This window comes from Thermopirellula anaerolimosa, from assembly GCF_054657335.1.
The window spans coordinates 759,244-782,548 of the sequence record NZ_BAAHYX010000006.1 but is presented as its reverse complement, the minus strand read 5'-3'; the positions used below and the strand labels follow the sequence as shown (position 1 = coordinate 782,548).

18 protein-coding genes are annotated in these 23,305 nt (G+C 58.6%); 7 read left to right on the top strand and 11 right to left on the bottom strand.

The window, feature by feature from the left end; genetic code table 11:
• The first annotated feature begins 125 nt into the window (after positions 1 to 125).
• From ACYQ6J_RS09055 to ACYQ6J_RS09025, 7 genes are all read left to right on the top strand, one after another.
• Positions 126 to 2,252 (top strand): PSD1 and planctomycete cytochrome C domain-containing protein, encoded by a 2,127-nt coding sequence (locus ACYQ6J_RS09055; protein ID WP_460183859.1) that lies wholly within the window; start codon positions 126 to 128, stop codon positions 2,250 to 2,252.
• Positions 2,253 to 2,366: 114 nt separating this feature from the next.
• Complete coding sequence (locus ACYQ6J_RS09050; protein ID WP_460183858.1) at positions 2,367 to 3,854, top strand: DUF1501 domain-containing protein; 1,488 nt, start codon at positions 2,367 to 2,369, stop codon at positions 3,852 to 3,854.
• A 436-nt stretch (positions 3,855 to 4,290) separates the two neighbouring features.
• Positions 4,291 to 5,397 carry a 3-phosphoserine/phosphohydroxythreonine transaminase gene (serC, locus tag ACYQ6J_RS09045; protein WP_460183857.1) on the top strand — a complete coding sequence of 369 codons (1,107 nt, stop codon included), beginning with the start codon at positions 4,291 to 4,293 and terminating at the stop codon, positions 5,395 to 5,397.
• An 82-nt stretch (positions 5,398 to 5,479) separates the two neighbouring features.
• Positions 5,480 to 7,729, top strand: a complete 2,250-nt coding sequence (locus tag ACYQ6J_RS09040; RefSeq protein WP_460183856.1) for an ATP-dependent helicase — start codon at positions 5,480 to 5,482, stop codon at positions 7,727 to 7,729.
• Between the two features lie 39 nt (positions 7,730 to 7,768).
• Complete coding sequence (locus tag ACYQ6J_RS09035; protein WP_460183855.1) at positions 7,769 to 8,608, top strand: YceH family protein; 840 nt, start codon at positions 7,769 to 7,771, stop codon at positions 8,606 to 8,608.
• 331 nt (positions 8,609 to 8,939) lie between these two features.
• Positions 8,940 to 9,473: an IS5 family transposase gene (locus tag ACYQ6J_RS09030; RefSeq protein WP_460183854.1), complete on the top strand. Its 534-nt coding sequence runs from the start codon at positions 8,940 to 8,942 to the stop codon at positions 9,471 to 9,473.
• Between the two features lie 415 nt (positions 9,474 to 9,888).
• A complete protein-coding gene (locus tag ACYQ6J_RS09025) occupies positions 9,889 to 10,242 on the top strand; it encodes a hypothetical protein (protein WP_460183853.1) in 354 nt (117 codons plus the stop codon).
• Here the strand turns inward: ACYQ6J_RS09025 and ACYQ6J_RS09020 are convergent.
• From ACYQ6J_RS09020 to ACYQ6J_RS08970, 11 genes are all read right to left on the bottom strand, one after another.
• Positions 10,239 to 11,483 carry an IS256 family transposase gene (locus ACYQ6J_RS09020; protein WP_460183852.1) on the bottom strand — a complete coding sequence of 415 codons (1,245 nt, stop codon included), beginning with the start codon at positions 11,481 to 11,483 and terminating at the stop codon, positions 10,239 to 10,241. The genes ACYQ6J_RS09025 and ACYQ6J_RS09020 overlap by 4 nt on opposite strands.
• Positions 11,484 to 11,752: 269 nt before the next feature.
• Positions 11,753 to 13,546 carry a glycosyltransferase family 87 protein gene (locus tag ACYQ6J_RS09015; RefSeq protein ID WP_460183851.1) on the bottom strand — a complete coding sequence of 598 codons (1,794 nt, stop codon included), beginning with the start codon at positions 13,544 to 13,546 and terminating at the stop codon, positions 11,753 to 11,755.
• 161 nt (positions 13,547 to 13,707) lie between these two features.
• Entirely contained in the window at positions 13,708 to 14,211 is a 504-nt protein-coding gene (locus ACYQ6J_RS09010; RefSeq protein WP_460183850.1) for a hypothetical protein, read from the bottom strand.
• Between the two features lie 47 nt (positions 14,212 to 14,258).
• Positions 14,259 to 15,875: a glycosyltransferase family 39 protein gene (locus ACYQ6J_RS09005; protein WP_460183849.1), complete on the bottom strand. Its 1,617-nt coding sequence runs from the start codon at positions 15,873 to 15,875 to the stop codon at positions 14,259 to 14,261.
• A gap of 126 nt (positions 15,876 to 16,001) precedes the next feature.
• Positions 16,002 to 16,910 (bottom strand): DUF1559 family PulG-like putative transporter, encoded by a 909-nt coding sequence (locus ACYQ6J_RS09000; protein ID WP_460183848.1) that lies wholly within the window; start codon positions 16,908 to 16,910, stop codon positions 16,002 to 16,004.
• A gap of 95 nt (positions 16,911 to 17,005) precedes the next feature.
• On the bottom strand, positions 17,006 to 17,902 hold the full coding sequence (locus ACYQ6J_RS08995) for a glycosyltransferase family 2 protein (RefSeq protein WP_460183847.1): 897 nt from the start codon (positions 17,900 to 17,902) through the stop codon (positions 17,006 to 17,008).
• Positions 17,903 to 18,030: 128 nt separating this feature from the next.
• Complete coding sequence (locus tag ACYQ6J_RS08990; RefSeq protein WP_460183846.1) at positions 18,031 to 19,563, bottom strand: ArnT family glycosyltransferase; 1,533 nt, start codon at positions 19,561 to 19,563, stop codon at positions 18,031 to 18,033.
• A gap of 368 nt (positions 19,564 to 19,931) precedes the next feature.
• The gene (locus ACYQ6J_RS08985; protein ID WP_460183845.1) at positions 19,932 to 20,522 is read right to left on the bottom strand and encodes a MauE/DoxX family redox-associated membrane protein; all 591 of its coding nucleotides are present in this window, start codon (positions 20,520 to 20,522) and stop codon (positions 19,932 to 19,934) included.
• Positions 20,494 to 20,916, bottom strand: a complete 423-nt coding sequence (locus tag ACYQ6J_RS08980) for a rhodanese-like domain-containing protein (RefSeq protein ID WP_460185535.1) — start codon at positions 20,914 to 20,916, stop codon at positions 20,494 to 20,496. The genes ACYQ6J_RS08985 and ACYQ6J_RS08980 overlap by 29 nt, the downstream gene beginning before the upstream one ends.
• Before the next feature lie 318 nt (positions 20,917 to 21,234).
• Positions 21,235 to 21,594, bottom strand: coding sequence for a hypothetical protein (locus tag ACYQ6J_RS08975; RefSeq protein ID WP_460183844.1), 360 nt, complete (start codon positions 21,592 to 21,594; stop codon positions 21,235 to 21,237).
• A 174-nt stretch (positions 21,595 to 21,768) separates the two neighbouring features.
• On the bottom strand, positions 21,769 to 22,926 hold the full coding sequence (locus ACYQ6J_RS08970) for a hypothetical protein (protein ID WP_460183843.1): 1,158 nt from the start codon (positions 22,924 to 22,926) through the stop codon (positions 21,769 to 21,771).
• Positions 22,927 to 23,305 lie beyond the last annotated feature (379 nt).

The window sequence follows — 23,305 nt, the reverse complement described above, 5'->3', positions numbered from 1 at the left end:
GAACTGCTTGACAAATACAGAGCCAACGGCAAAAATTGGGTGGCATCGTGGAGTGAGTCTCAGTTGCAACTCCAATTGCTCGCCTATACCGGCCCTCGCCTCAACAATCGACTGGAGCTTATGGAATGCAAAGACGGCCATGTGTTGTCGCAGCCGGGTTCATCACGTGGCGTAAGTTGGGATGTCTTGTCGTTGCGGCAGGACTCCTCTTGGCCGTGGGGACGGCCGTGCCGGTGCCCGATTGGCTCAACATTCCGGACGCTCGTGCCGACGAGGCCCCATCGAATACTGCGACAGCCGGCGGCGTTTCCGCCCAGAGCTTACAGTCAGCGGGCAAGCAGGGATCGGTTCGCGACGGAGAGGCCGGAACGCCCAAGGATTCCGGAGTTTCCGACCGTGTGGATTTCGCTCACGAAATCGTACCGATCTTGCGGGGGCGGTGCGGTCAATGCCACCTAGGTTCCCAACGCGAGGGTGGGTTATCTCTCGACACTCGCGAGTTGATTTTGGAGTCGGGAACCGTCGTCCCCGGCAAACCGGAGGAAAGTGAACTCCTTCGTCGCGTGATGAGTCGCGACCCGGATGAGAGGATGCCGGCAAATGGTCCGCCCCTGACTGCGGAGCAAACCGACCTTTTGCGGCGATGGATAGCCGCGGGCATGCCCTGGGAACCGGGTTTCGCGTTCTCGGGGCCTTCGGCGGACGAGGTTCGCCCCTTGTCGTTGCGTCCCGTGGCACTCCCCCCGGAGACCGCGGATCGCAAGCATCCCATCGACCGGTTGATCGGGGCCTATTTCGACCGGCACGGCATGGAGTTTCCTCCCGCTGCCGAACCGCTCCAATGGTTCCGGCGCATGAGTTACGACGTGATCGGACTGCCTCCCACGGAAGAAGAAATTGCGCTCTTTAGCGCGGACGATTCGCCGGATAGAAACGCGCGTTGGCTAAAACGGCGACTCGATTCCAAACGCGAATATGCCGAGCACTGGCTCAGCTTTTGGAATGACCTGCTTAGAAACGACTACACGGGCACGGGCTACATCGACGGCGGACGCAAACCGATCACCGGTTGGTTGTATCAGGCTTTGTACGACAACATGCCGTACGACGAATTCGTGCGGCAGCTGGTCGCGCCGAAGCCCGAATCGGAAGGTTTCATGCGAGGCATCAAGTGGCGAGGCAACGTAAACGCCAGTCAAAGGACGGAGTTGCAGTTCTCGCAGAATACCGCCCAGGTCTTCCTGGGGATCAACATGAAGTGTGCATCGTGCCACGATAGCTTCATCGATCATTGGACGCTGAATGACGCCTACGGATTGGCCGCAATCACGGCGGAAGAACCGCTCGAAATTTTCCGATGCGACAAACCGACCGGGCGGATCGCCGAAGCCCGATTCGTCTATCCCGAATTGGGCGATATTGACGCCGGCGCTCCCCGAGAGGCGCGGTTGCGTCGGTATGCCGAGCTTCTGACCGATCCACGAAACGGTCGAACCGCACGGACGATCGTCAATCGCATTTGGCACCGCTTGATGGGCCGGGGAATCGTCCACCCGATCGATGAAATGGGGCGAGCGGCCTGGGACGAATCTCTCCTGGATTACCTGGCGGACTACTTGATCCAACATGATTGGGACCTGAAACAGCTTATCGAACACATTGGCACTTCCCGAATCTACGCCGCGGTTTCCGTGCCTTTCCATCCCGACTCGGCGGATGGCTACATCTTCGAAGGACCCCATCCGAAGCGTTTGACGGCGGAGCAATTCGTCGACACTCTGCGGCGATTGACCGGAACCGGCCCGGAGAAACCCGCCTTTCCGCCGCCCGTCGAGGAGAAACCCACTTGGTTTCGCGCCTCGCTCACAGCGGCCGACCGCTTGCAGTTGGCACTGGGCAGGCCGATGCGCGACGTGGTGGTTACCACGCGACCGGAGGACGTGACGACGCTTCAAGCACTCGACCTTGCCATCGGCCCCGAGTTCCACGAAGCGCTGCAACAAGGAGCGGGGTATCTGAAGGAGCGTTTCAAGGAGGAATCGCCGGACGCGTTGATTCGTCACGTCTTTCTGAGCACGCTCACGCGTCCGCCGACCGACCGAGACATCGAGATTGCGCGAAGTATTTTGCGAGCGGATGGTGAAGGAGCAGGCTCCGAAGCCCCGGAAACCGTCGCCGCCTTGAACGCAAACGGGATCGTTGACTTCCTTTGGGCCGTGTTCATGCTGCCGGAATTCCAGACGGTCTATTGACCGGCATGGAACGTCCCCGGGCTACCATGGGAACGAAATCTCAAGAAATAGGCAAGCGCGACAACCCACCGCAAACGATGGCGGCGGTGCCGCCGCTTGCCGGGAGAGAGATCTATGAAACGTGATCACGAAGGAAGCGGAATCGGCCAAGACCCCCGCCGTTGGACGCGTCGCGATTTCGTGCGTTGGGCAACCGCGAGCGCAGCCGCCACATTGACCCTCGACGCACCCCGTGCTTGGACCTCCCCGCGAACCGAGAGCAACGAACGCGCCGCCCTGCAAGATCAACCGGCGGCCAAGGCGGACTGCTGCATCCTTCTATGGATGGCCGGCGGGATGGCCGCCCCCGACACATTCGACCCGAAACGCTATGCCCCGTTCCGCGTCGGCTTGCCCGCCTCCGAGATTCTGAGCACGTTTCCCGCCATCGACACCGTCCTGCCGGGTGTTCAGCTCTCTCAAGGCCTGGAAAACATCGCCCAGATCCTTGATCGCGGGACGTTGATCCGTTCCCATGTGCTGCCCGACTTGGGACACATTTTGCATTCGCGACATCAATATCACTGGCACACGGGCTACGTGCCGCCGCAAACGGTCGCCGCACCGCACATGGGCGCCTGGATGGCCCGCCTTTTAGGTCCGCGCGATGACGCCGTGCCCCCCTTCATCGTGATCGGTCAGCGTCTGGAAGGGATCGGCGAGAAAGAGGAGTTGAAGGCTTTCCACACCGCGGGATTTTTGGGCGGCGAGTACGGTCCGTTCGTGATCCCGTACCCCGAACAGGGCGCGGAGGCGGTCCGCCCACCGCACGGCATGACGCCTTCTCGTTTCGAAAACCGGTACCGCTTCTATCAAAAGCTCGCCGAGGCGGATCCTCGCTACGTACAAGCCGGTGATTTTCACCGGGAGTCGATTCTGCGGGCCATGGACAACGCCTACCGCTTGCTCGCTTCCCCCAAGCGCGAAGCTTTCGACATCTCCCTGGAACCGAAATCCGTTTACGAAGAATACAATACCGGTCGCTTCGGACTGGGCTGCCTGCTGGCCCGGCGCTTAGTCGAAGCTGGAGCGCGATTCATCGAGGTCACCACGGAGTACGTGCCTTTCGAGGGCTGGGACACCCACGAAAACGGCCACACACGCTACGCCAAAATGAAGGAACTGATCGACCGGCCTGTTGCCAGGCTCATCCGCGACCTCGAAGAACGGCAATTGTTGGATCGCACTTTGGTGGTTTTGGCCAGTGAATTCAGCCGCGACATGCTGGTCGAGGGTGTGCCGGGAAGCAACGCCAAGGATCAGTCTCGCGCCCCCGCCGACGTGATGGGCGAGATGATCCATTACGGCCTGCACCGCCATTTCACGGGGGCTAGCTCGGTCTTGATGTTCGGCGGCGGCATCGCCCGGGCCAAGGTCTTCGGTGAATCGGCGCCCGAAAGACCGTGCATGGCCGTCAAGGACCCGATCGGCGTCACCGATCTCCACGCCACCATCTACACCGCGATGGGCATTTCGCCGCGTACGGCGTTGGAAGTGGAACGACGTCCCTTCTACGTCACCCAGGACGGAAAGGGACAGCCGGAGATGCGGCTATTCGCCTGAGCATCGCAGCGGCATTTTCCGCGCGTCGCTGTCCGCGGAGACTTACTTGGGCGACGTAACCCGCGCGATTCCCCGAAGGTCGCCCATCGCTCGATGCTTCCTCGTGCAAGCTGTCTGGGCCACGCCTTGCTCTGTCGGGGTACGGAAACGGCATCGAGCAACGTCCCGTCTGATAGGTGCCCCCTTCGGCTTTTCCCCCCAATTGCAGAATGTGCTGATGGCGGATACCCTAGCGGAGAGCGCGAGCACAGCAGGACGCCGTCGGGGACCGCGAACGCCGGCGATTCTTCCGCCGTCCGAAGGGTATCCGGTCCTGTCACACGGCGGTCGATCGATCTAGTCGCCCCGCGGCATCGGGGTTTTCAGCCGGTCCGGGCCGTGGAAACCGAAACGCAATCGTTCCCGAATACAGCCCAAGATAGTGAGGAGAGAAGCGATGACGCAGCGAGTCTATAATTTTTCGCCCGGACCGGCGGTTCTTCCCGAACCGGTGCTCGAGGAAGCCCAGAAGAACCTTTTGGCACTACCCGGGGTCGGCATGTCGGTCCTCGAAATCAGCCATCGCTCGGCGGCCTTCACCGAGATCATTCAGGGGGCCGAGCGCAATCTTCGCACCCTCTTGCAAATCCCCGAGGAATACGCGGTTTTGTTCCTACAGGGCGGGGCCAAATTGCAGTTCGGCATGGTCCCAATGAATTTTCTCCGCAATACGGGCGGCAAGGCATCCTACATCGTCAGCGGCACCTGGAGTAAGCAGGCGGCGTCCGAGGCTGCCGTGCAGGGCCAGGTCCATGTTGCTTGGGATGGCAAGGCGACCAATTACGACCGCGTCCCCACCGACGACCAGTTGAACATTGATCCCGATTCGATTTACGTGTACTTGTGCTCGAATGAGACGATCGCGGGCGTCCAATTTCCTCGCGAACCCGAGACGAACGGGATACCCCTGGTGTGCGACGCTTCGTCCGAGTTGCTCAGTCGTCCGGTAGATATTCGTCGCTACGGGATACTGTTCGCCTGTGCTCAGAAGAATCTCGGCCCCGCCGGCGTCACGGTCGTCATTATCCGCAAGGACTGGCTGGATCGCTGTCCCAACGACTTGCCCGTAATGCTCAATTACCGCCAATTGGCCGAACAGAACTCGCTTCTCAACACTCCCCCGGTCTTCGCCGTTTACATGGTCAAATTGGTTACCGACTGGGTATTGCGAGAGTTCGGCGATCTGCAAAAGTTGAAGGAATTCAACGAGAAGAAAGCCGCCTTGCTTTACGATGCGATCGAATCGTGCGGCGGGTTCTACACGGTCCATGCCGCTCCCGGCAGTCGCTCGGCGATGAATATCGCCTTCCGCCTCCCCAACGGCGACATCGAGAAGAAGTTTTTGAGCGAGGCGCGGAAGGTGGGACTTTACAATCTGGAAGGCCATCGCTCCGTCGGGGGTTGCCGCGCGTCGATCTACAACGCCATGCCCTGGGAAGGAGTGGTCGCCCTTCGCGATTTCATGCTGCGGTTCTGCAAAGCGAATCGGGACCAGGTCGGCTGAAGATCGGGCCTTCGCGCATTCGGTCGCAACGCCTCAGCGGACGCCGCCGTTGGCACGGGAAGACAACGGACAAAGCCATTTCATGAATGACGCCGATCTACTGTCGGGGCTGACTCCCTCCCAGCGAGAAGCGGTCACCCACGTCGACGGACCGCTTCTCATTTTGGCGGGACCGGGGAGCGGAAAGACCCGGGTCGTCACCCATCGCATCGCCTATTTGCTTCGTCAAGGCATTCCCGGAGAAAACATCCTGGGTTTGACCTTTACCAATAAGGCGGCGGCGGAAATGGCTAGCCGCGTTGAACAATTGGCTCCCGGCACCCGAGTTTGGCTGGGCACCTTCCACCGTTTTGCGGCCCAGTTTCTGCGACGTTACGGTCGGCACATCGGCCTGCAAGCCAACTTCACGATTTACGACAAGGAAGACTCGCTGAAGGGACTGCGGCGTGTGATCGCGGAGGCCGGCGTGGACCTGATGAACTACACGCCGGATACCGTCGCCGCCGCTATCGGATCGGCCAAGAGCGCCTTCATCCAACCGCACGAATACAGCCCTCGCGACGGTTCTCCCATGGGCTCCATCGTGCAAAAGGTGTATCCCCTCTATCAACGCTGGCTAAGCCGGTCGAACGCCGTGGATTTCGACGACCTGCTGCTCAATACGGCCATCGTCTTGCAACGCAATCCGGAACTCCGCCGCGAATTGGACGCCCGGCATCGCTATGTCATGGTGGACGAATACCAGGACACGAATCTCGTCCAATACGCCATCGCCCGCGCGCTGTCCATCGATCACCCCAATCTTGCCGTAACCGGCGATCCCGACCAGTCGATTTACGGTTGGCGCGGCGCCGATCTCAACAACATCCTGGAGTTCGAGCGAGATTTCCCTCAAGTGCGCGTCGTGCGATTGGAGCAGAATTACCGCAGTACCAAGAAGATTTTGCGGGCGGCGGCGGGCCTCATCGCGCACAATGTGAAACGAAAACGCAAAGACCTCTTCACTCTGAACGATGACGGGGCGGACGTGCGACTCGTCGCCTACCGCGATCAAACGGAAGAGGCCGAGGACATTGCCAGCCGAATTCAGTCCGCGATCCGAGACGGTCGCCGCCGGGCTCGCGACTTTGCCGTTTTCTATCGGGTCAACGCGCTCTCACGAGAGTTCGAGCTTGCGCTGCGGCGTCGCAACATTCCCTACCAAATCGTCAACGGCGTGGAATTCTTTCAGCGACGCGAGATCAAGGACCTGGTCGCCTACCTCAAATTCATCCAGAACCCGCGAGACGAAGTCGCGTTCCTGCGAATCATCAACAACCCGCCTCGCGGGATCGGCAATACGACGGTGGCGCATGTGCTGGAACTGGCGCGATCGCAGGGCTGGGACGTTTGGACGGCGATAGCTCGAGCGGAAAGCATCCCGGGATTGCAAACTCGGGCGGCAACCAAACTCGCGGAATTCGTCAAACTCATCGACAACTTGACCGCAACGGCCTCCGGCCCGATCGAAGAATTGCTGGGTTGCGTGCTTGCCGAGACCGGATATCGCGAATTGTTCCGCAAGTCGTCCGCGGAAGAGGATCAAGAGCGTTTGGCCAACGTCGAAGAGTTGCTGACCTATGCCCGGCAATTCGACGAACAGCACCCCGAACCGGGCGGACTGGATGCCTTTTTGGAGGAGGTCAGCCTGGTCAACGACGTCGATGCGTGGGAGGAGGACGACCGCGTCACGCTGATGAGTTTGCACGCGTCGAAGGGCCTGGAATTTCCCGTCGTCTTTCTTACCGCCGTGGAACAAGGGATTCTGCCCCACGAGCGGAGTTTGAAATCGAACGATCAAATGGAGGAAGAGCGGCGGTTGATGTTCGTCGGCATGACGCGAGCCATGGAGGAATTGCAAATCAGCTACGCATCGACGCGGGATTTCCGCGGCCAGCGCCGGTTGACCATCCCCAGTCCTTTCCTCATGGAGTTGCCCAAGGACTGCGTGCAAACGGTCGGTCGCGCCGCCGAGGTTGCGGGAACGGCGATGCGTTCGGGTTGGGACCGCGAGCGACCTCAACCGCAGCTTCGCCGCAACGGCGTCGGCCCCGGGCCGCGCTTGACTACCGCCGCGGCCCTCGTCGGGTCGGCCGCTTCAGGTCCCGTTCGCACCGACGATTACGTACAGGATATGCTGGTGGCTCATCCACGGCACGGGGTGGGTCGCATCGTCGCGCTCAGCGGCAGCGGCGACAACCGCAAGGCCACCGTGGATTTCGGCGGCCGAATCGGTCGCGTCAAATTCATTCTCGCGAAGGCCGGGCTAAAACCTCTGAAACGATCCCGGTAGCCGGTCTTTGGATGGTTGCATGAAGGCGAGGACGCACCCATGAGTGAAGGCGATAGGGCGGGAGAACAACGCGAGTATCCCGGTCGCGGAAGCACGTTAAGTTTAATCGAACGACGCGTATTCGGCGTACTAATCGAAAAGGCCAAGACCACGCCGTCCGCCTATCCTTTGACTCTCAACGCCACCATCACCGCCTGTAATCAAAAGAGCAATCGCGACCCCGTCATGCAGCTTGACGAGCCTGCCGTCGAGACGGCCTTGGAAACGCTGCGTCGCGTGGGAGCGGTCGGCATCATCCAAGGCGCCGGTCGCGTCGACAAGTTTCGTCACTACGCCTACGAATGGCTGGGCGTGGACAAACTGGAACTGAGCGTTCTCTGCGAGTTGCTCCTCCGCGGCCCACAGACGGAGGGCGAACTGCGATCGCACGTCTCTCGCATGGAGTCGATCCCCGACTTGCCCGCCCTTCGTACCGTCCTTGACTCCTTGGAAAGCAAGGGCTTGCTCCGTCGTCTGACCCCGCCGGGTCGCGGTCACACGGTGACCCACTCCTTCCATCCGCCGCGGGAACTCGAAAGGATTCAGACGCAATTTCAGGCCCTCGCTACCACTTCGTACGACGACAACGATCCCGGCAATGCCGAAGAATCGCTTCAGCCTTCGAGGACGGTCTCGCGCGGTTTGCCAACACCGCAAGTCACGGCTTCGCGATCCGTCTCCGGCATTCCCGCCGCGAGCGCATCGTCCGAAACGCTGAACCGCGTGTCCGAGTTAGAGCAGCAACTCAAGGAAGCGCGTGCCGAAATAGACACGCTCAAAGAGGAGGTTCAGGCGTTACGCGCCGATCTTTCTAATCTCAAAAGAGATTTGGGCGCGTAGTCGAATTCTCTCGCGAAACAACCTGGTAGACCGTACGTCATTTCGGCAAACCGGACCGCAAGAAGCATCTGCGGCTATTCCGCTCCGCTAAGTCCCGGCGACTAAAGTCCCGGTCGTCCGGATTATTCGCGACCTGCCGTAAGCGGTTTCGCGACAATCCGAACCGCCAAAAGAGATGGTCCCAAAAGAAAAACGAGATCGCGGCAGAGGCTTACCGCGTCTTGTCAAAAACCATTTTGGGAACCTCTGCACAACCGCCGTCTGACAACAGTATAATACGACCATAATTGGGAACCAAGATAGAGGCGCATAGACATTAGGGCAAGTGATTATGGCGAGGAAGGACGGTTTATCGCAGCGGACGTTGGCGACGGGCGGCTTCGACGTGATGCGCAAACCCACCCGACGGCATGAGTTCCTCCGAATGATGAACCGAGTCATGCCGTGGCAAGGACTCGTGAAACTCGTCGAGCCGTTCTATCCCAAGAGCGACCAACTCGGCCGACCGGTCAAGCCGCTGATCTGGATGCTGAAGCTCTACTTCCTCCAAATCTGGTACGGCCTCTCCGACCCGCGAACGGAGGAACTGATGCACGATAGTCACGCCGTACAGGAGTTTTTGGGTCTCGACCTGGGCAAGGACGCCCCGCCGGATGAGACGACGATCTGTCGGTTCCGACACCTGATCGAGAGGCACGACCTGGGGCAGAGTCTGCTGGAGACGGTGAATCGGCATCTGGCGGAGCACGGGATCAAGGTGCGGGAGGGGACGATCGTGGACGCCACGGTGATCCACGCCCCGACCTCGACGAAGAACGAGGCGAAGAGTCGCGACCCGGAGATGGGGAGCACGTCTTTGAGATAATAAAACACGTGTCGGCTTGAGGAAGACACGGTTTCGGGGGATATTCAAGGATCTCCAGTATGCGTTGGTGGTGGCGAGCGCCGTGAATATCTACCTTCACCGCTGGGCGATCTTGCGGAGTATGACCTTGCCCGACGCGGGATAGAGCGCTGATAGTGCGCGCTCACGCGGCGACAAACCGATAAACCGGCCGACATAGAACACATATAGGCCTTATACACTCCGCTTATCCGCCCTTTGGAGCCGAAAACAACGCCGAGATACTCGAGCCGCCGCAGTCGCTAAGGTTGTTCAGGGGTTCCCAAAGCAAGCGCGGCGCAAGTTTCTCGGTGCGATTGCTCAATACCTCAACATTCCCGCCAACGGTAAATGGTATACCATTCAGACGAATGGGTGGATAAGTATTCGCCCGTTCGTGGGCGACCTGCCGCCGATAAAGGAAGACCAAAGCATAAAATCTGTTGTAATGGGTCCATCATTTTGGCTTGGGGGGCCGCACGATATCGAAGCGAAGGGGCGCTTTGACGTGCGTCTGACGCCCGTCGATGGCGAAAAAGGGAAACTAAAGATGGATGTGCGAAACATGGAAATGGATTGGCAGTGGGTGGACAAGATCGACGCCGACTCAGTTTTCGAATACGACTGGTCCACGAACGATTTCCGACAAGGTATCCTTGAGACAACATTCGGGGACCTGGTGTGCGACAAGTTGCTCGGAGCTTCCTTCTGGGAGATATTATCAATACTTGTGGATGATGAATTGAATTAGGCGGCGGCTTGGTCGAGGCGTAGGCCGTCTTGGAAGACGACTCCGCGAATGACGTCGGGCAGCAACTTGTGGCCGTCCAGCAGTCGCCGGCGGCGGGCGGCGCTTTCGGCCGGTTTGAACATCATGGTCAAGGAAGCCAGGCGGCTGCCGCTTCCTTTGGTGCGGCGATGCCGCAGGCGGATCGTGGCGAAGGTGGACTCGATGGGGTTGGTCGTCCGCAGGTGATTCCAGTGCTCGGCGGGGAAGTCGTAAAACGCTAGCAGCTCTTCGCGGTCCTTGGCCAGGCATTCGGTGGCCTTGGGATACTTCGCCTGGTACGTCTCCAAGAAGGCGTCGAATGCCCGGTTCGCAGCTTGGCGCGTGCCGGCCATCCAGATCTCGTGGAGCATCGCTTGGGCCTGGGCTTGCTTCCCCTTGGGGAGCTTGTCCAGCACGTTGGCCGTCTTGTGCACCCAACAGCGCTGCTCCTTGGTCGAGGGAAAGACTTCGGCGACCGCCTTCCAGAAGCCTAACGCTCCGTCGCCCACGGCCGGTTTGGGGTCGATCGTCAAACCGCGACGCTTCACATCCAAGAGCAACTCCCGCCAGGACTGGGCGGTCTCCCGGTAGCCGTCGGTCATGGCGATCAGTTCCTTTTGGCCGTCTTTCGCGGCGCCCATTAGCACCAGGATGCATTGCCGATCTTCTTCCAAGCGGATGTTGACGTGGATGCCGTCCGCCCACACGTACCCATACGCCTTGCCTTCCAAAGAGCGGGAGGACCACTCCCGGTACTCCTGCTCCCAGACGCTCTTGAGCCGCGTGATCGTGGTCACGGATAGGCCCGGACAATCCGGCCCCAGCAGCGCCGAGAGCGTCTCCTGGAAGTCGCCCGTGCTGACGCCTTTGAGGTGCAAGTAGGGGATCAACTCCTCCATGCTCTTGGTCTTCCGCAGGTACGGTGGGAGCAGCTTGGAGTTGAACTTCTCCCGCTGCTCTTCCGGCCGGCGATCTCGCACGCGAGGCTGCTGCACCGCCACTTCGCCCGCGGCGGTGACCAGCTTCCGCTCGGGCAGGTAGCCGTTGCGGACCACCCGGCGACGGCCACGGTCGTCGGTCACGTGCTGATGCTCGTCGATCCACTGGGCGACTTCCGTTTCAATGGTCTGGGCTAGCAGTCGCTGGGCTCCCTGGCGAAGAATCTCGTCCAAGGAAAGCCTCGCCTCTGGCAACGTAATCGTCGATGCAGTAACTTCTCGCATGGTGGTGTGCTCCGGGGAAAAAGGATGCTTCGTAAACACCTTTCTCGCCAAGCACACCGCCTCTTTCAACTCCCTCCCGGCCACAACTTTCGGTTATATCTCCAGTTGCTTCAGGCATTCTCACTGCGCATTTTGGCTTTGAGTGTTCCGAACTCATCGCCCGATCTTCGGCTTCGCTTGCTCTTTGGCACTCGGCTTTGCAAACGTCGGCATGCATCCAGCTACCAACTCCTACGGCCGGCCGAATTTGCCTGCCGGGTGATGGTCGTTTAGCCGGTGTGGTTTTCGCCACTGTTTTGAGTGTTGCTTTCGGTTGCGAGCGAGCTCGGTTGCTTGCGACGCCGGTTGATGATTCGCAAAACGATGGCTCCTGTGCCTGCAAGTAGCACCAGTGCCACACGGACCACCAGTTGATCGCTAGAGACGGCCGGGCCGTTGACCCAGCGGAGGATCGGTGCCAGCACGAGCAGCGTCCAGCAGGCAAACTCCAGCCAGGCGAAAACGTCCGTTGGACTTGCCGGGCAGTTACTGATCGGCCAATTCCTTCTTTGGGCAGGTGTTTTCGGTGCCGCTTTTCGACATATCTGGATCAGCGAAAGTTCGTGTCTCTGCAACCCTTTTGGCGGCAGCTCTTGTTGGGCAAGGTAGCTCGCAATGCCACCTACCTGTTCGCAAACCCCGGACGGATGTTCCATGGACCGCTTTTCGGCAGAGGCATTTAGCGAATCGGACACAAGGTTTGCCGCCGCTGCCGACCGGGCCAGTGGCGCACTGGTTGGAGCCAGCAACAGCAGGAAGAATAAACCCAGCAGGGCATAAGTGGGAACGGAGATTGCCGTTAACAGTTCGAGCGGCCCGACGAGCCAGTGGCCGGTTTGCGGACTACGTGCGGCTCCCAGAAGGATCAAGCCGTGTTGCATCACTGCCAGCGGTTCCAGCCAAAGTATTGCTGCACAGAAGAGATACGCCGGCCAAGCTGCTGTGTGCCGCGGCAATCGCTGCCACAAAACGGCAAGCGGCAGCACCAGCAGCACCAAGTAATGGTCCCAGGTGACCGGCGAGACAAGCAGCATGGCAACGATCGAAAGCGAAAGACAGACATCGGCATCATCGCCCCGATTCCATATACACCAGGCCAGCAAGGCAACGAGCAGACCGCTTACCGCAAGCCATATGGCGGTAGCTGTTGCCGGCGTTTGCCAGCCGCGCGTGAACTCGACGGGCATCCAATGAGGCAAGGGGGCCAGCAGTTTGTACCAGATGCCACACAGCGACAGATTGTGGCATGCCCCACGGTATCGCACTACGTGCGGCAGCACTTCCCGAAAGTACGTCCCGGTGGCATTCCAGCCCAACACTACTGTTGTGAGTAGCGACAATCCTAACGATCCTGCCGCGCCCCCCAACACCACCCGCCACCGCCTGCGGAGCAGAAACGGAAAAAAGAGAAAGCCCGGAATCAACTTCAACACCGCAGCTATTCCTAGGGATATTCCAGCCAGCCAAGGCTTACCGGTTCGTTCCCAGTGCCAGCTGAGCGAGAGCAACAACAGAAGCGGAATCATCCATTGGCCCTGTTGCATGTGGCTTAGCAGCGGATGGCAGAACAGTAACAGCAGGAAGATCGTCAAGCAAGTCTGGAGGTCGAGGCGGAACCCCAGCCCACAAAGTACGATCCAAATGCTCAGGCCCAGCATGATCAGGCACAGTTCCGTCCAAACAACGAAGGCATCCTGGTAGCCGAGCAAGGCGAAAGGCAAAGTCAAGAGCACGGAAGCGGGTGGATGGGCGTTCACCTCGGTGAAAACGGTGTCACCCGGACGCCGGTGCTGGCCGAGATATCGGGCCAACGCATTTTCCAGCGGGTCGTAAACGGGCACGCCTTTCAGGTAATTTTTCGCTGAAGCCCAGTCCTGGAAAAAATCAGGCAGGAAAGGGCTGCCCTGGTAGGTCCGTGGTGTCAGCGCCGTGAGCCAGACCGGCCCGCGCCACCAGAGCGCAAGGCCGATGACGGCAAGCAAGACAACGATGAGAGCCTTCTTTGACATAGTTTGCCGCTGCATCGTGGTGGAAGTTTTTCCTTCGGCTGCTCATTCCGGCATCAGGTGCCCCAAACCACGCACGGCTCCGGTGAGACGGCAGATGGTAACGCGGAGTAAAAGTGCAATACAACAAGACGTTACAACATCTGCCCACCATCCGCACATCGTCACGCACCAGCGAGCTATCGGTTGTTGCGTTTAAGCATTAGGCCGCGAACCTGAACGCCCAGTGTGCGCGGATCGTTGTTTTTGCCTCCGTCCATTACTCCCTTGGGAACAAACGTGCTACTGAGCAGTTCGATCATCACTTCCTTGCCAAAATGGCGAGATCGCAGGTCAAGGTCGATTTCCCATTTGCCCGATGGGATCATGCCATCGTAAAGCACCTTGCCGTCCACGACGATGCGGAAGGGAATCGGATCGGGCTTCGGACGGAAAGTCATCACGCTGACCCACAAGCTTTGGGGGGAACGCTTCGGGTCGATCGGCACCAGCAGTTTCCCGTGACCGTTGGTCCAGCGAAAAGGTTGTCCCTGGTCGTACTCCTGGTAGTGAAACCCGGAATCGAGCACGCCTTCCACTTCCTTGCAACCGAGTAGCACATTGGCAAACGAGCGACCGCTGCGATGGGCAACTACAGCCCAGATCAAAGCCATCACCCCAACTACTGCTGCGGCGATCGCCATCCAGTGCCACTTCATGCTTAGCAAGTTAAAAGCGCTTCTGCCAGAGTTCATTGCTGCCACCCTGCCTGGCTAGTGGTCCATTGACGCTTGGGTATGGGGGTCTGCTGTTTCCAGGGGACGTATTCGTGCACACGGATCGTTCCCAGGCCGAATACATCGGGAAAGTTCATTTGGCGAATGATTCGTCTTGGATCAGCCGGGGGAAAAGAATCTGCCGCTCCTACCCGGTTGGTCGATTCAACAAACCATATTCGGTTCCCCGCAAAACTTGCGAGTTGTTCTTGTGTGACCATTTCTTCCGGCTCGATGACCGCCGCTCCCAAGTAGTGCGGCACCCGACCATCATTATTTGCACGATACAAGTAACAGCCACCGCGATCGCGCAGATAGTACAACACGGGCAAATAGCAAAACGCGGAGTTGACCACCACCGGATCGTCGGGCTCGGCATGCTCGAGAATCCATCGGGCGGCGGCTTCCGTGCCCGGCCGCTGCGGAAGGTTTATTTTTGCGTGAAATTGCCAAACAAGCAGTAAGCCGCTAACCGCCAGCCCCCCAATCACCACATGCCGTTCCGGCACCAGAGGGATTCTCCCGACCAGCATGGCCAATGCAGCAAGAAAGAACATGTGGGCAAAAAGAAAATAGCGGAGAAAGAACAGATGGACACCCAGCCGGTCTAGCAGTACCGCACTTGCGATCGGCACCAATGCACTGGCCGCCACGTAGATCCGAACGCGATCAGGCCGCCATAGGAAAACCACCCAGCCCAGCACGCACAAATCTAGTGCCCACAGCGAAGCTGTAAGGCTCAACGTGGCCTCTTCTGGTTCCATGAACATCCGATACACCGTATGGGCAATCTCCCACCGCTGCAAGGACGCAATCCAGAAGCTCTCCTGTACCTGGTGAAACTGGCGGTAGAAGAAAGGCATCCACACTGCCCAACCGGCCGCCACCAGCACAAAGGATGCAACAGCGTACCGGCCTTTGCGACTGCGGAACAAGTCTCGCAAGTTGTTGCCGGCCAGATCCCATAACAAATACAGGGCGAATACACCTTGTATCGCAAGCGTAAACAAGGCAAAGTAATGCGTGTAGGCGAACAGCAAAGCCAGCACCGCATAACTAAGCCACCAGCGGAAGGCATGTTTTGTCGACCTGAGCGCTGTAAGTAACGTCCAGCTCGTCAGCAGCGCAAGAAGCGTGCCGAGGGCATAGGCGCGTATGTCCCAGGACCAGCGGATTTGAAAGACACTGACCGCCAAAAAAAGCGATGCGACAAGTGCCGTTTCCGTCTGCTGCCGGGGGCTGTTGTTTTGCCGAGCTTCGTTGCAGCACCAGCGGCGCGCCTCGCGCACAAAAAGGAACATCGCTGCAATCGCTGCGGTGCCCAGCAAAACACTTAGCAGACGCATGGCAAATAAAGAATCGCCGAAGCAACCCACCCAGCCCTTCAACAGCCCGAAATACAGCGGCAAATTGTTGTCAAGTGTCACTCGGCGTAACATCTCACCCGGAGGATACTGTGCCAGCCGCCAGCTGAAAGCCTCGTCGAACCAGATACTGCGATCGCACAGCCGGTACAAACGAAGTGCCAAGCCGCCGGCAATTATGATCCCGAGCAGCAGATATACTCGCCATTGCTGCTTGCCTTGATGCATCCGGTCTGCTCCGGGCAAACAAAGCACTATTGCAAAGACCGGGCGTTTCCGGAAGGTGCCCGCATCCGCGGCACCGAACTCGTATCGGCCGAAAACACGGGTGCCGAACGAATGCGAACCGACAGCTCAGAACGACGGTGTTACTTCGTTCCCGTTGGGAGTCATCAGCGATTCGACGACCTTCGGCTCCACCGTATAAGAAATGCCCGTTACATGCCCATCGGCGAAAAGGAAATTGCACGCTCCCGGATGTGCCGAACCCCAGTGATTTTGGAAATTCACACCATATTTATCCGGCAACACCTTCGTGCCCGATCGGGCCGTGCCAACCGATCCTCCGGCGAAAAACGGCTCGTCGAAATACCACGTGCCGGTAAGATAGTCTTTCGGATCCATCGACTTTTCACCGGCAAGCAGCGTTTGCGCGCTGCCGTCGACAATGTCGGGAAGACGCACCACCTGGGGACGATTGGGCACGACCAACAGATTGGCAGCGTAGTCGGTCTTCGCCCAAGGCCAGCCCCCACTCGCATAGCTGCCATATTCGTCGATTAAAGGGGCCGTCAGGGCCATCGGCGGTCGCCGACTGGGACAAGCATAAACGACCACTGGTACCTTCCAGTCGCGCCGGTCGAAGACGTTTTTCTGCTCGATCCAAGGCAGGATCGAAAAGGCATAACTGCCTGGTTGGTCCGCACCGGCCCGACGTGGATCACCAACACCCCAGTAGTGAATCGTGGGGCCGTTGGGGTCCAGTTCGTCGGTGGTGGAAATGTAGGTCATCGTGCCGTCGACCGCCTCGATCTGCTGAGTGGGATCCCAGCCGCCGTTTCCCGGAAAAAATCGGTAAGTGTTGTGGTGTTCAAGCAATGCCAGCCCGATCTGCTTCAGATGGTTGCGGCACTGTGCACGCCGGGCAGCTTCCCGGGCCATTTGCACAGCGGGCAAGAGCAGGGCCACAAGAAGGCCGATAATGCCGATCACCACCAGCAGCTCGATAAGCGTCATCGCGCGCCGTGTTCTGTTCGCCGACATGACGAGCCCCCCGAAGACGCCCTATCGTCCGGTATTGCCCGCCTATTCCGTTATACCGATTCTTGTTGCGAACATACCATCTGCCCCGCCTTTTCTTATTGCCGCCGACTCCCAACCGTACAGGTCGCCGCCATGCCGTGCGCAAGCTCGCCGACAGACCGAGCCGGCCGCAGCTGCCAGCGGCGGTATTTCCACAAGGTGGCCATTGCCGCCAAGCCGTCGCGAAAGCGAATCTTCTTGCCTTCCCGCACACTACGCCCCTGATAGTGGATCGGCACTTCCACAATCCGCAGGCCCATCCGCGCAGCTTTGGCCGTCACCTCCGGACAAAACTCGAACCGCTCGCACTCCAGCTCCATTGCTCGGAGCACCTCCGTGGGAAACACTTTGTAGCAAGTGGCTTCGTCGGTGATTCGCACCCGGTACAAAAGCCGCACCAGGAGGTTCAGCACCGTCACCCCGTGATAGAACGGATTGGCCAGTTCCCTCAGGCGGCCAAACCAGCGGTCCACCCAGAAAAGGCCCCTCCTATTCCGGTCCGAATGTTCACTGCGGCCAAACACTTTTTGCCCCAGCCGCCGGGAGCCGTAAACCACATCGGCTTGGCCAGCAAGGAGCGGTTGCAACAGCCGCCCGTAGTCACTCGGATGGTACTCCAGGTCGGCATCCTGGATGAGCACGAACCGTGCCCGCGCATGTTCCAGCCCGGTGCGAATCGCTGCTCCCTTGCCGCGATTGTCCGAATGCCGTAAAAGTACTACCTGTGCATGTCCTTTCCACTTTTCCAGCGCCACCGGCGTGCGGTCCGTCGAGCCGTCGTCCACCACGATAACCTGTTTGTCGTACGGCACCTCCAACACCCGGCGAAGAACTTCCTCGATGGTCCGCGCCTCATTGTACACGGGCACGATTACCGAAAGCAGCGGATCTTCACCACTGTGATTCAGCAAGTCAGGTTTGCCCACGCGCGGTTTGAACTTCACTAGGTCCATCGGTCAGTGTTCCCGTTGTGATACATTTCCTCGGGCTGCTGCTCGCCCGGCCATCCTCACACCTGCTGTCACCCCTCTTGTTTGGCGTTTTCGTTTCCTACCTCTGCTTTTCCTGTCGGCTGCCCATTCTAGGGCAACTCCGGCAAGCCCAACTGGCACCGAACCCGGTTGGCCTCGTCCGGAGTGATGTGGTAGATGTAAATCGAATACCCTGCCGTGGCCACCGGCTCAAGATGCCGGAAATAGCCGTACCTGCCATCGCGACGGTGGATTTCGTTAACGCTCAAGGCGTACCACCCGGGCTGCGGCCCCATTTCACTCAGGTTCTCCGAACCGTTTTGAGTAGCTTCCAGTCCCGGGGGGACCTCCACGTACTGGATACCTGCTATTCGGGCATTCCAGCAATTCCAGTCCGCAAGGTGAATCGCCCGTGCCTCCGGATGCCTGTCGTACCAGCGCTTCAAATACAAAAGGTCCTGGCCCCAGTCGATGTTGCTGTCGAGCAGGTGCTCATGTCCGTGCCTTGGGCCGCCGACTAGTTCGTTGAAATACGACAAACTGTGCGGATATATCCACAAGCTGCTGGCAACCGACCAGCTCAAGGCGGCCGCAACCACTCCTCCAAGCACCCGTCGCGGCCAACCGGCAGGTGATAAGGTAAACACCCTTGCCACTTTGCTTGCCCAGATGAAAGCAAACGGGAACGCTGGCAGCACATACCGCATGTGATGGTTGAAGCCCGTTTGTGAGCTAACGAGTAGAAGCACCACCGCGATCGGCGCCAGCAGCACCAGCTCTTCGGACCAGGGTGCGGCATATCCCCGGCCGAGCAACCCGAGCAAAAGTGCCACCAAGATCAATATCCACGTTCCCAAGGGAACCTTGATCGCTAAAGCATAAAGGTAGTAGTACCACCAGCCGCCCAGACGCCACTGGCCCCGCAGGTAGGACCACATCTTCCGCTCAAAATCCCACCGCTGCAAGTCGATGCCCATCACATAGTTCTTCGGTAGCGGCACCGGCAGGTTGGCCAGCCAAGTACCGCTAAAGCGGTTGCTCCCTTCGCCGAAGCGATCCACGTCGTCTCGAGGACCACCCAACGCCAGGCTGACGAAACGGTACTCGCCCAACCGCTGGAAAGTGCTCTCAAAGCCGTAACCAAGATTGAGCACGTATACGCCCAAAAGGAGAATCACCACCAGTTGGCAGGCTTGCCATCGGCAAGCGGCTGTCGTTTTCGGGTCGGGGCGCAGCATCTTCTGATGCTGATTGCCGGTATTCTTCTTCCAAAAGAACCGCACCAGCCAAACCGTCGGCCAAAGAGCGAACAGCACGATCCAGGTCGCTTTGGTCAGTTCCGCCAGCCCTAAAGCTGCGCCCGCGAGAAATGCTTCCGCCCAGCCGGGTTGCCTCAGCCAGCGCCAAAACGCGTATCCTGCTGTTACCCCCATAGCTGCTGCGCCTGCATCGGGCGTGATCAGCGACGCATGTGCCAGAATATTCGGCGAAAAACACCATAATGTCAGTGCAATCACGCCTGCCGCCTGCCCGTACAATTCTCTGGCCCAAAGAAAGCATATCAGGCCGCCCAACAGGGCGAAGGGAATACATGCCCGGCGAGCCACGAAGAAAAGGGAGAACGTACGACACCCATTAGCCACGGCAAAGTCTTTGCGGATGGTTCGCTCCGAGCGTTGGCCTACACCCTCGTCATAAAATCGCCAGCAAGTGTTCGGTTTGGCAGGGATCACGGCAGCACCGGCCACGAGACGGACCAGCGGCGGGTTTACGCGGTATAGATCGAACCTCCCCAAATGCCAATGGCTAATCCCCGCAACTAAATGACTAACCTCATCGCAGGTAGGCGAATGCCTCGCGGCAGCACACGCCAACAATCCCGCATGCATGGCTAGGACAATTGCTATTAAGATTGTGACTGTGCCGCTGTTGCTCAAGCCCCAGCATAGAGCCCGGTTACTCAGTCTGCCATGACGGGTCACTTTTTGCATTGTAGATTAACACCGCACCATCAGGGCAAAGCAGCCTTGTTCAGGAACCGCAACGGCATACTATTTGAATTCAAAAAACGCGATCCCGATTTTGAGCCACTTGCCGCAGCCAGATGCGAGGCGAAGCCTGCGATAGACAGTATCAACAGGATGGTGAGCCAAAACAAAGAGGACACGCCAACCTGATTGCTGTGAACCGGGCCGAAGCACCCACACGAAATCTTGAGCCCACGAACGAAGGCTGAAAGCTGGACTGCGAAGAAGGTACTTAACAGCAGGCAGCTTGTCAGCAAAGCCCCGCCGAAAAGGATGCGCCCGAGCAGGCATATAGCCGTCACAAGCTGAAGATACGGTAGGATTATCGCCACCACTTCTCCGAAACGGGGCCCGACAAGCCCGTAGGCATAGACAGAGCCAAGGAACTGATAAGGGTTCTCTAAATGTGGATTACTACTAGCCAGGAAAGTCAGACCAACTACAATCGCTGACACGGATCGCAAGCGAATGGCTAGCGAACGCAAACCGCCAATTGACGGCGAAGAAACGCTCGAATCGCTGCTCCGGATGGCACCACGCTCGAGTTTACTGAGTGCTTTGCTTGCTTGAGTCATCACCTGACCATTCCTCCCAGCCGCCTGGAAACAGCATGACATTCGTAAAGCCAAGGAATGTCAAAGCGTCGGCGATGTCAGCAGCGTATGGGCAGCCAGCACTCTGGCAGTAGACCACAAGGGGCGCGGATCGGCTTACCCCGCCCAAAGCCTTTTCCACCTCTCTAAGACTCGATCTTACGGGAATGTTAATCGCACCCGGCAGGTGGCCTAAAACGAAGTCGTCCGGGTACCGAGCGTCGACGATCACTACGTGTTTGTTACTTTGGAGTAAGTGCCGAACGTCCCGAACAGTGAGCTTCGGCAAGAACGCCGTGTGATATCGTCGCACCACTTCTGCCACAGCTCTTCTGTTACACAGGAACCCCGTGTTAAAAGCCGTATGGGCCACCATCGCAGTCAGCACCGCGAACCCGATAACGAAGAGAGCTTCCTGAATGCTCCGGCCCAACCGCCCCGAAGCGGTACGACCGACCGAGCGACGGAAGGCGACGAGATGAAACACAGCCAACAACGTAGCAGCCGACAGACAATACAAGAAAAACCTCGAATAGTGCGGCCAGACCGCCTGAGTGATGCTGAATTCGACAGGTGCAACAAACAGCGATGTGCCATCCCAACGTGCCAGCAAGTCTGCGAAAGAGACAAGCTCACACGGACTCGGAGGATCGACAATTCTTGCTTTGCCTTCCTGTTCGCCGAGGTATGCAACCTAGTGCTCGTACTCTCGCCCCCGCGTCCGCCCTCTCACATGCAAAAGCGCAGGGAAAGGGGCCTCTCGAAGCGAGTCGGCACCCAACCCTTCCACCGGCAAGGCAAAAACCCCCTGGTCCTCCGTCGCACGTATCAGCTCTTGCATACTGCTGCCACGCGGAGAGCCAACATACTCGACTTTGAGCAGCTCAATTATGTCCCCCGCCCAGCCAATGGCTCGGAGGCACGCATAAAGGCTATAGATGCCGCAGCATGGCCCGCCCGCCATCAACTCGCCTTGCCACTGATTCTCCCCGCTTGGCACTTGGTAGTTGGTGGCAGCGCCCTCGCTCGCACAAACCACCGCCCCTAAAGCCATGGCCAGCCAGCAAGCTCCAACCGTCCAGCCAACCCGTAGCTGTCTTCCTACCCGGTTCATTGACCCGTAAACCGCCCAAGCTCACGTTTCATTTACCCACTGTCCGTCCCAGGCCACGTGCCGTCCCGGCGTTCTTCTCGCACGGGTTTCTCACGTACCCCCGACCCCCGCCAACTAGTGCCTGCCGGCATGGCCTCGCCATCTCCGCAAAGCCATGACGAGCAGCAATAATCCGATCGCGCCTGCATTGGCCGCCACCAGCCAGAAGCGCGAATTAGCCCCCCCCGGATGAAAGCGACTGTCTTCAAGCCGGCTGACAAGCCTTGAATCCACCACGTTGACAACCCGTCCATCCTCCCACACGAAATCCAAGTGAAGCGCATCCTGCACCTGCACAGGTGTTCCATTGGGGATCTTTGTACTCAACGCAAAGCCGTCCTCCTGGGCAGGGTTTGAAAGAACCCGGATATTGGACAGGGAACACATACTCCGGTCAACCACACGCCGATCATCGTAACTCTTCTCGCGCTCAATGACAAACTCCGCCATGACCGGTATATCCTTCACGCGATCGATTCGTCGAACGTCGACAGTGATCACCACGGCGTGCAACCCCTTACTTGCTGATACCGGTTCCTTCCCAAAAAGATCGCTCCCACGTTTTACCAATACCATCCGCCGCGGGAGAAACCCTTCGCTGGGATCAAGCCACAACTGATAGTGACCGTACCTCCCTTGGGCCTCCAACAAGAAGGTATCGCGTCCATCCAACACATCGGGTTTGGCCGTCAATTCGCACTGTCGGAGCACGTCGGGCAAATAAGACGCAAACCAATTGCCTGGGTGATACCCAAAGACCCACACGAAATCGTCCTCGAGCAGGGCCCATGACCGGTCTTCCTCTGATACGTTCCTGTCGAGAAGGACAGACTCCACTTTTCCGGACGATGGTTCTATCAGGACAGTAAACCATTCACCTCCCTTAATCAGGTGCTCAAATTGCGTCGTCTCCGCAACAGCTTTTCCCTTATAAACGGTGCTGCCAAATACTTTGCCAAGACACTTCCAATTTTTGAGTCCTCGCAAAACATGATACTGGCCGTCCCTCATTATCGGCCTTTCTGAAGAATCCACCGAATGCTCATACACCTTCACCGAAGCGTCGAATTCCAGGTAACTGCACTCTCGGAGAGTTTCTTCCAACTCCCGCACGACGCCTGCTGTATTAACTGCTGTATCAACTGTTTCCTTGCTTGTTCCATCCGCGACCAGGGCAACCGATAGCACTGACGAAAGCATCCAGAAAAGCCCGGCCGCCGACAAACAGTTCATCGCTACGACTCCGTTGCCCAGTCCTCCCGCCACCGCCGGAAATGGAAAAGGCGGTCCTTTTCATTCACAATCACCCCGAACCCGCACTATCATTCGGTCTCCAATGCCCTTTTCAATTATCCGCACCCCGGCAATTAGCTGCAGCCAAATAGCCTCCCTTGTTGTCCCGCGAGCCCCCGGGGAGGCCGACTTACAAGATCGGTGCGCCATGTAAGCATCCTTCGCCCGAATGGTCCACGCAACATATGCTGTTTACCGCCCGCTGACCTAGCCTTCCGATTACACAAGCCCGATTACGACTTCGGCTTGCAGTTCGTGCTAGTGTCGTCCTGGTTGACGGTCTGGCAACGGGCATCGGCACCACATCTTACGGCCCCTT

Bases quoted from the DNA above. Each gene is read 5' to 3' on its own strand.
- ACYQ6J_RS09055 (WP_460183859.1), top strand. From the start codon at position 126: ATGCAAAGACGGCCATGTGTTGTCGCAGCCGGGTTCATCACGTGGCGT.
- ACYQ6J_RS09050 (WP_460183858.1), top strand. From the start codon at position 2,367: ATGAAACGTGATCACGAAGGAAGCGGAATCGGCCAAGACCCCCGCCGT.
- serC (WP_460183857.1), top strand. From the start codon at position 4,291: ATGACGCAGCGAGTCTATAATTTTTCGCCCGGACCGGCGGTTCTTCCC.
- ACYQ6J_RS09040 (WP_460183856.1), top strand. From the start codon at position 5,480: ATGAATGACGCCGATCTACTGTCGGGGCTGACTCCCTCCCAGCGAGAA.
- ACYQ6J_RS09035 (WP_460183855.1), top strand. From the start codon at position 7,769: ATGAGTGAAGGCGATAGGGCGGGAGAACAACGCGAGTATCCCGGTCGC.
- ACYQ6J_RS09030 (WP_460183854.1), top strand. From the start codon at position 8,940: ATGGCGAGGAAGGACGGTTTATCGCAGCGGACGTTGGCGACGGGCGGC.
- ACYQ6J_RS09020 (WP_460183852.1), bottom strand. From the start codon at position 11,483: ATGCGAGAAGTTACTGCATCGACGATTACGTTGCCAGAGGCGAGGCTT.
- ACYQ6J_RS09015 (WP_460183851.1), bottom strand. From the start codon at position 13,546: ATGCAGCGGCAAACTATGTCAAAGAAGGCTCTCATCGTTGTCTTGCTT.
- ACYQ6J_RS09010 (WP_460183850.1), bottom strand. From the start codon at position 14,211: ATGGCGATCGCCGCAGCAGTAGTTGGGGTGATGGCTTTGATCTGGGCT.
- ACYQ6J_RS09005 (WP_460183849.1), bottom strand. From the start codon at position 15,875: ATGCATCAAGGCAAGCAGCAATGGCGAGTATATCTGCTGCTCGGGATC.
- ACYQ6J_RS09000 (WP_460183848.1), bottom strand. From the start codon at position 16,910: ATGTCGGCGAACAGAACACGGCGCGCGATGACGCTTATCGAGCTGCTG.
- ACYQ6J_RS08995 (WP_460183847.1), bottom strand. From the start codon at position 17,902: ATGGACCTAGTGAAGTTCAAACCGCGCGTGGGCAAACCTGACTTGCTG.
- ACYQ6J_RS08985 (WP_460183845.1), bottom strand. From the start codon at position 20,522: ATGACTCAAGCAAGCAAAGCACTCAGTAAACTCGAGCGTGGTGCCATC.
- ACYQ6J_RS08980 (WP_460185535.1), bottom strand. From the start codon at position 20,916: ATGGTGGCCCATACGGCTTTTAACACGGGGTTCCTGTGTAACAGAAGA.
- ACYQ6J_RS08975 (WP_460183844.1), bottom strand. From the start codon at position 21,594: ATGGCTTTAGGGGCGGTGGTTTGTGCGAGCGAGGGCGCTGCCACCAAC.
- ACYQ6J_RS08970 (WP_460183843.1), bottom strand. From the start codon at position 22,926: ATGAACTGTTTGTCGGCGGCCGGGCTTTTCTGGATGCTTTCGTCAGTG.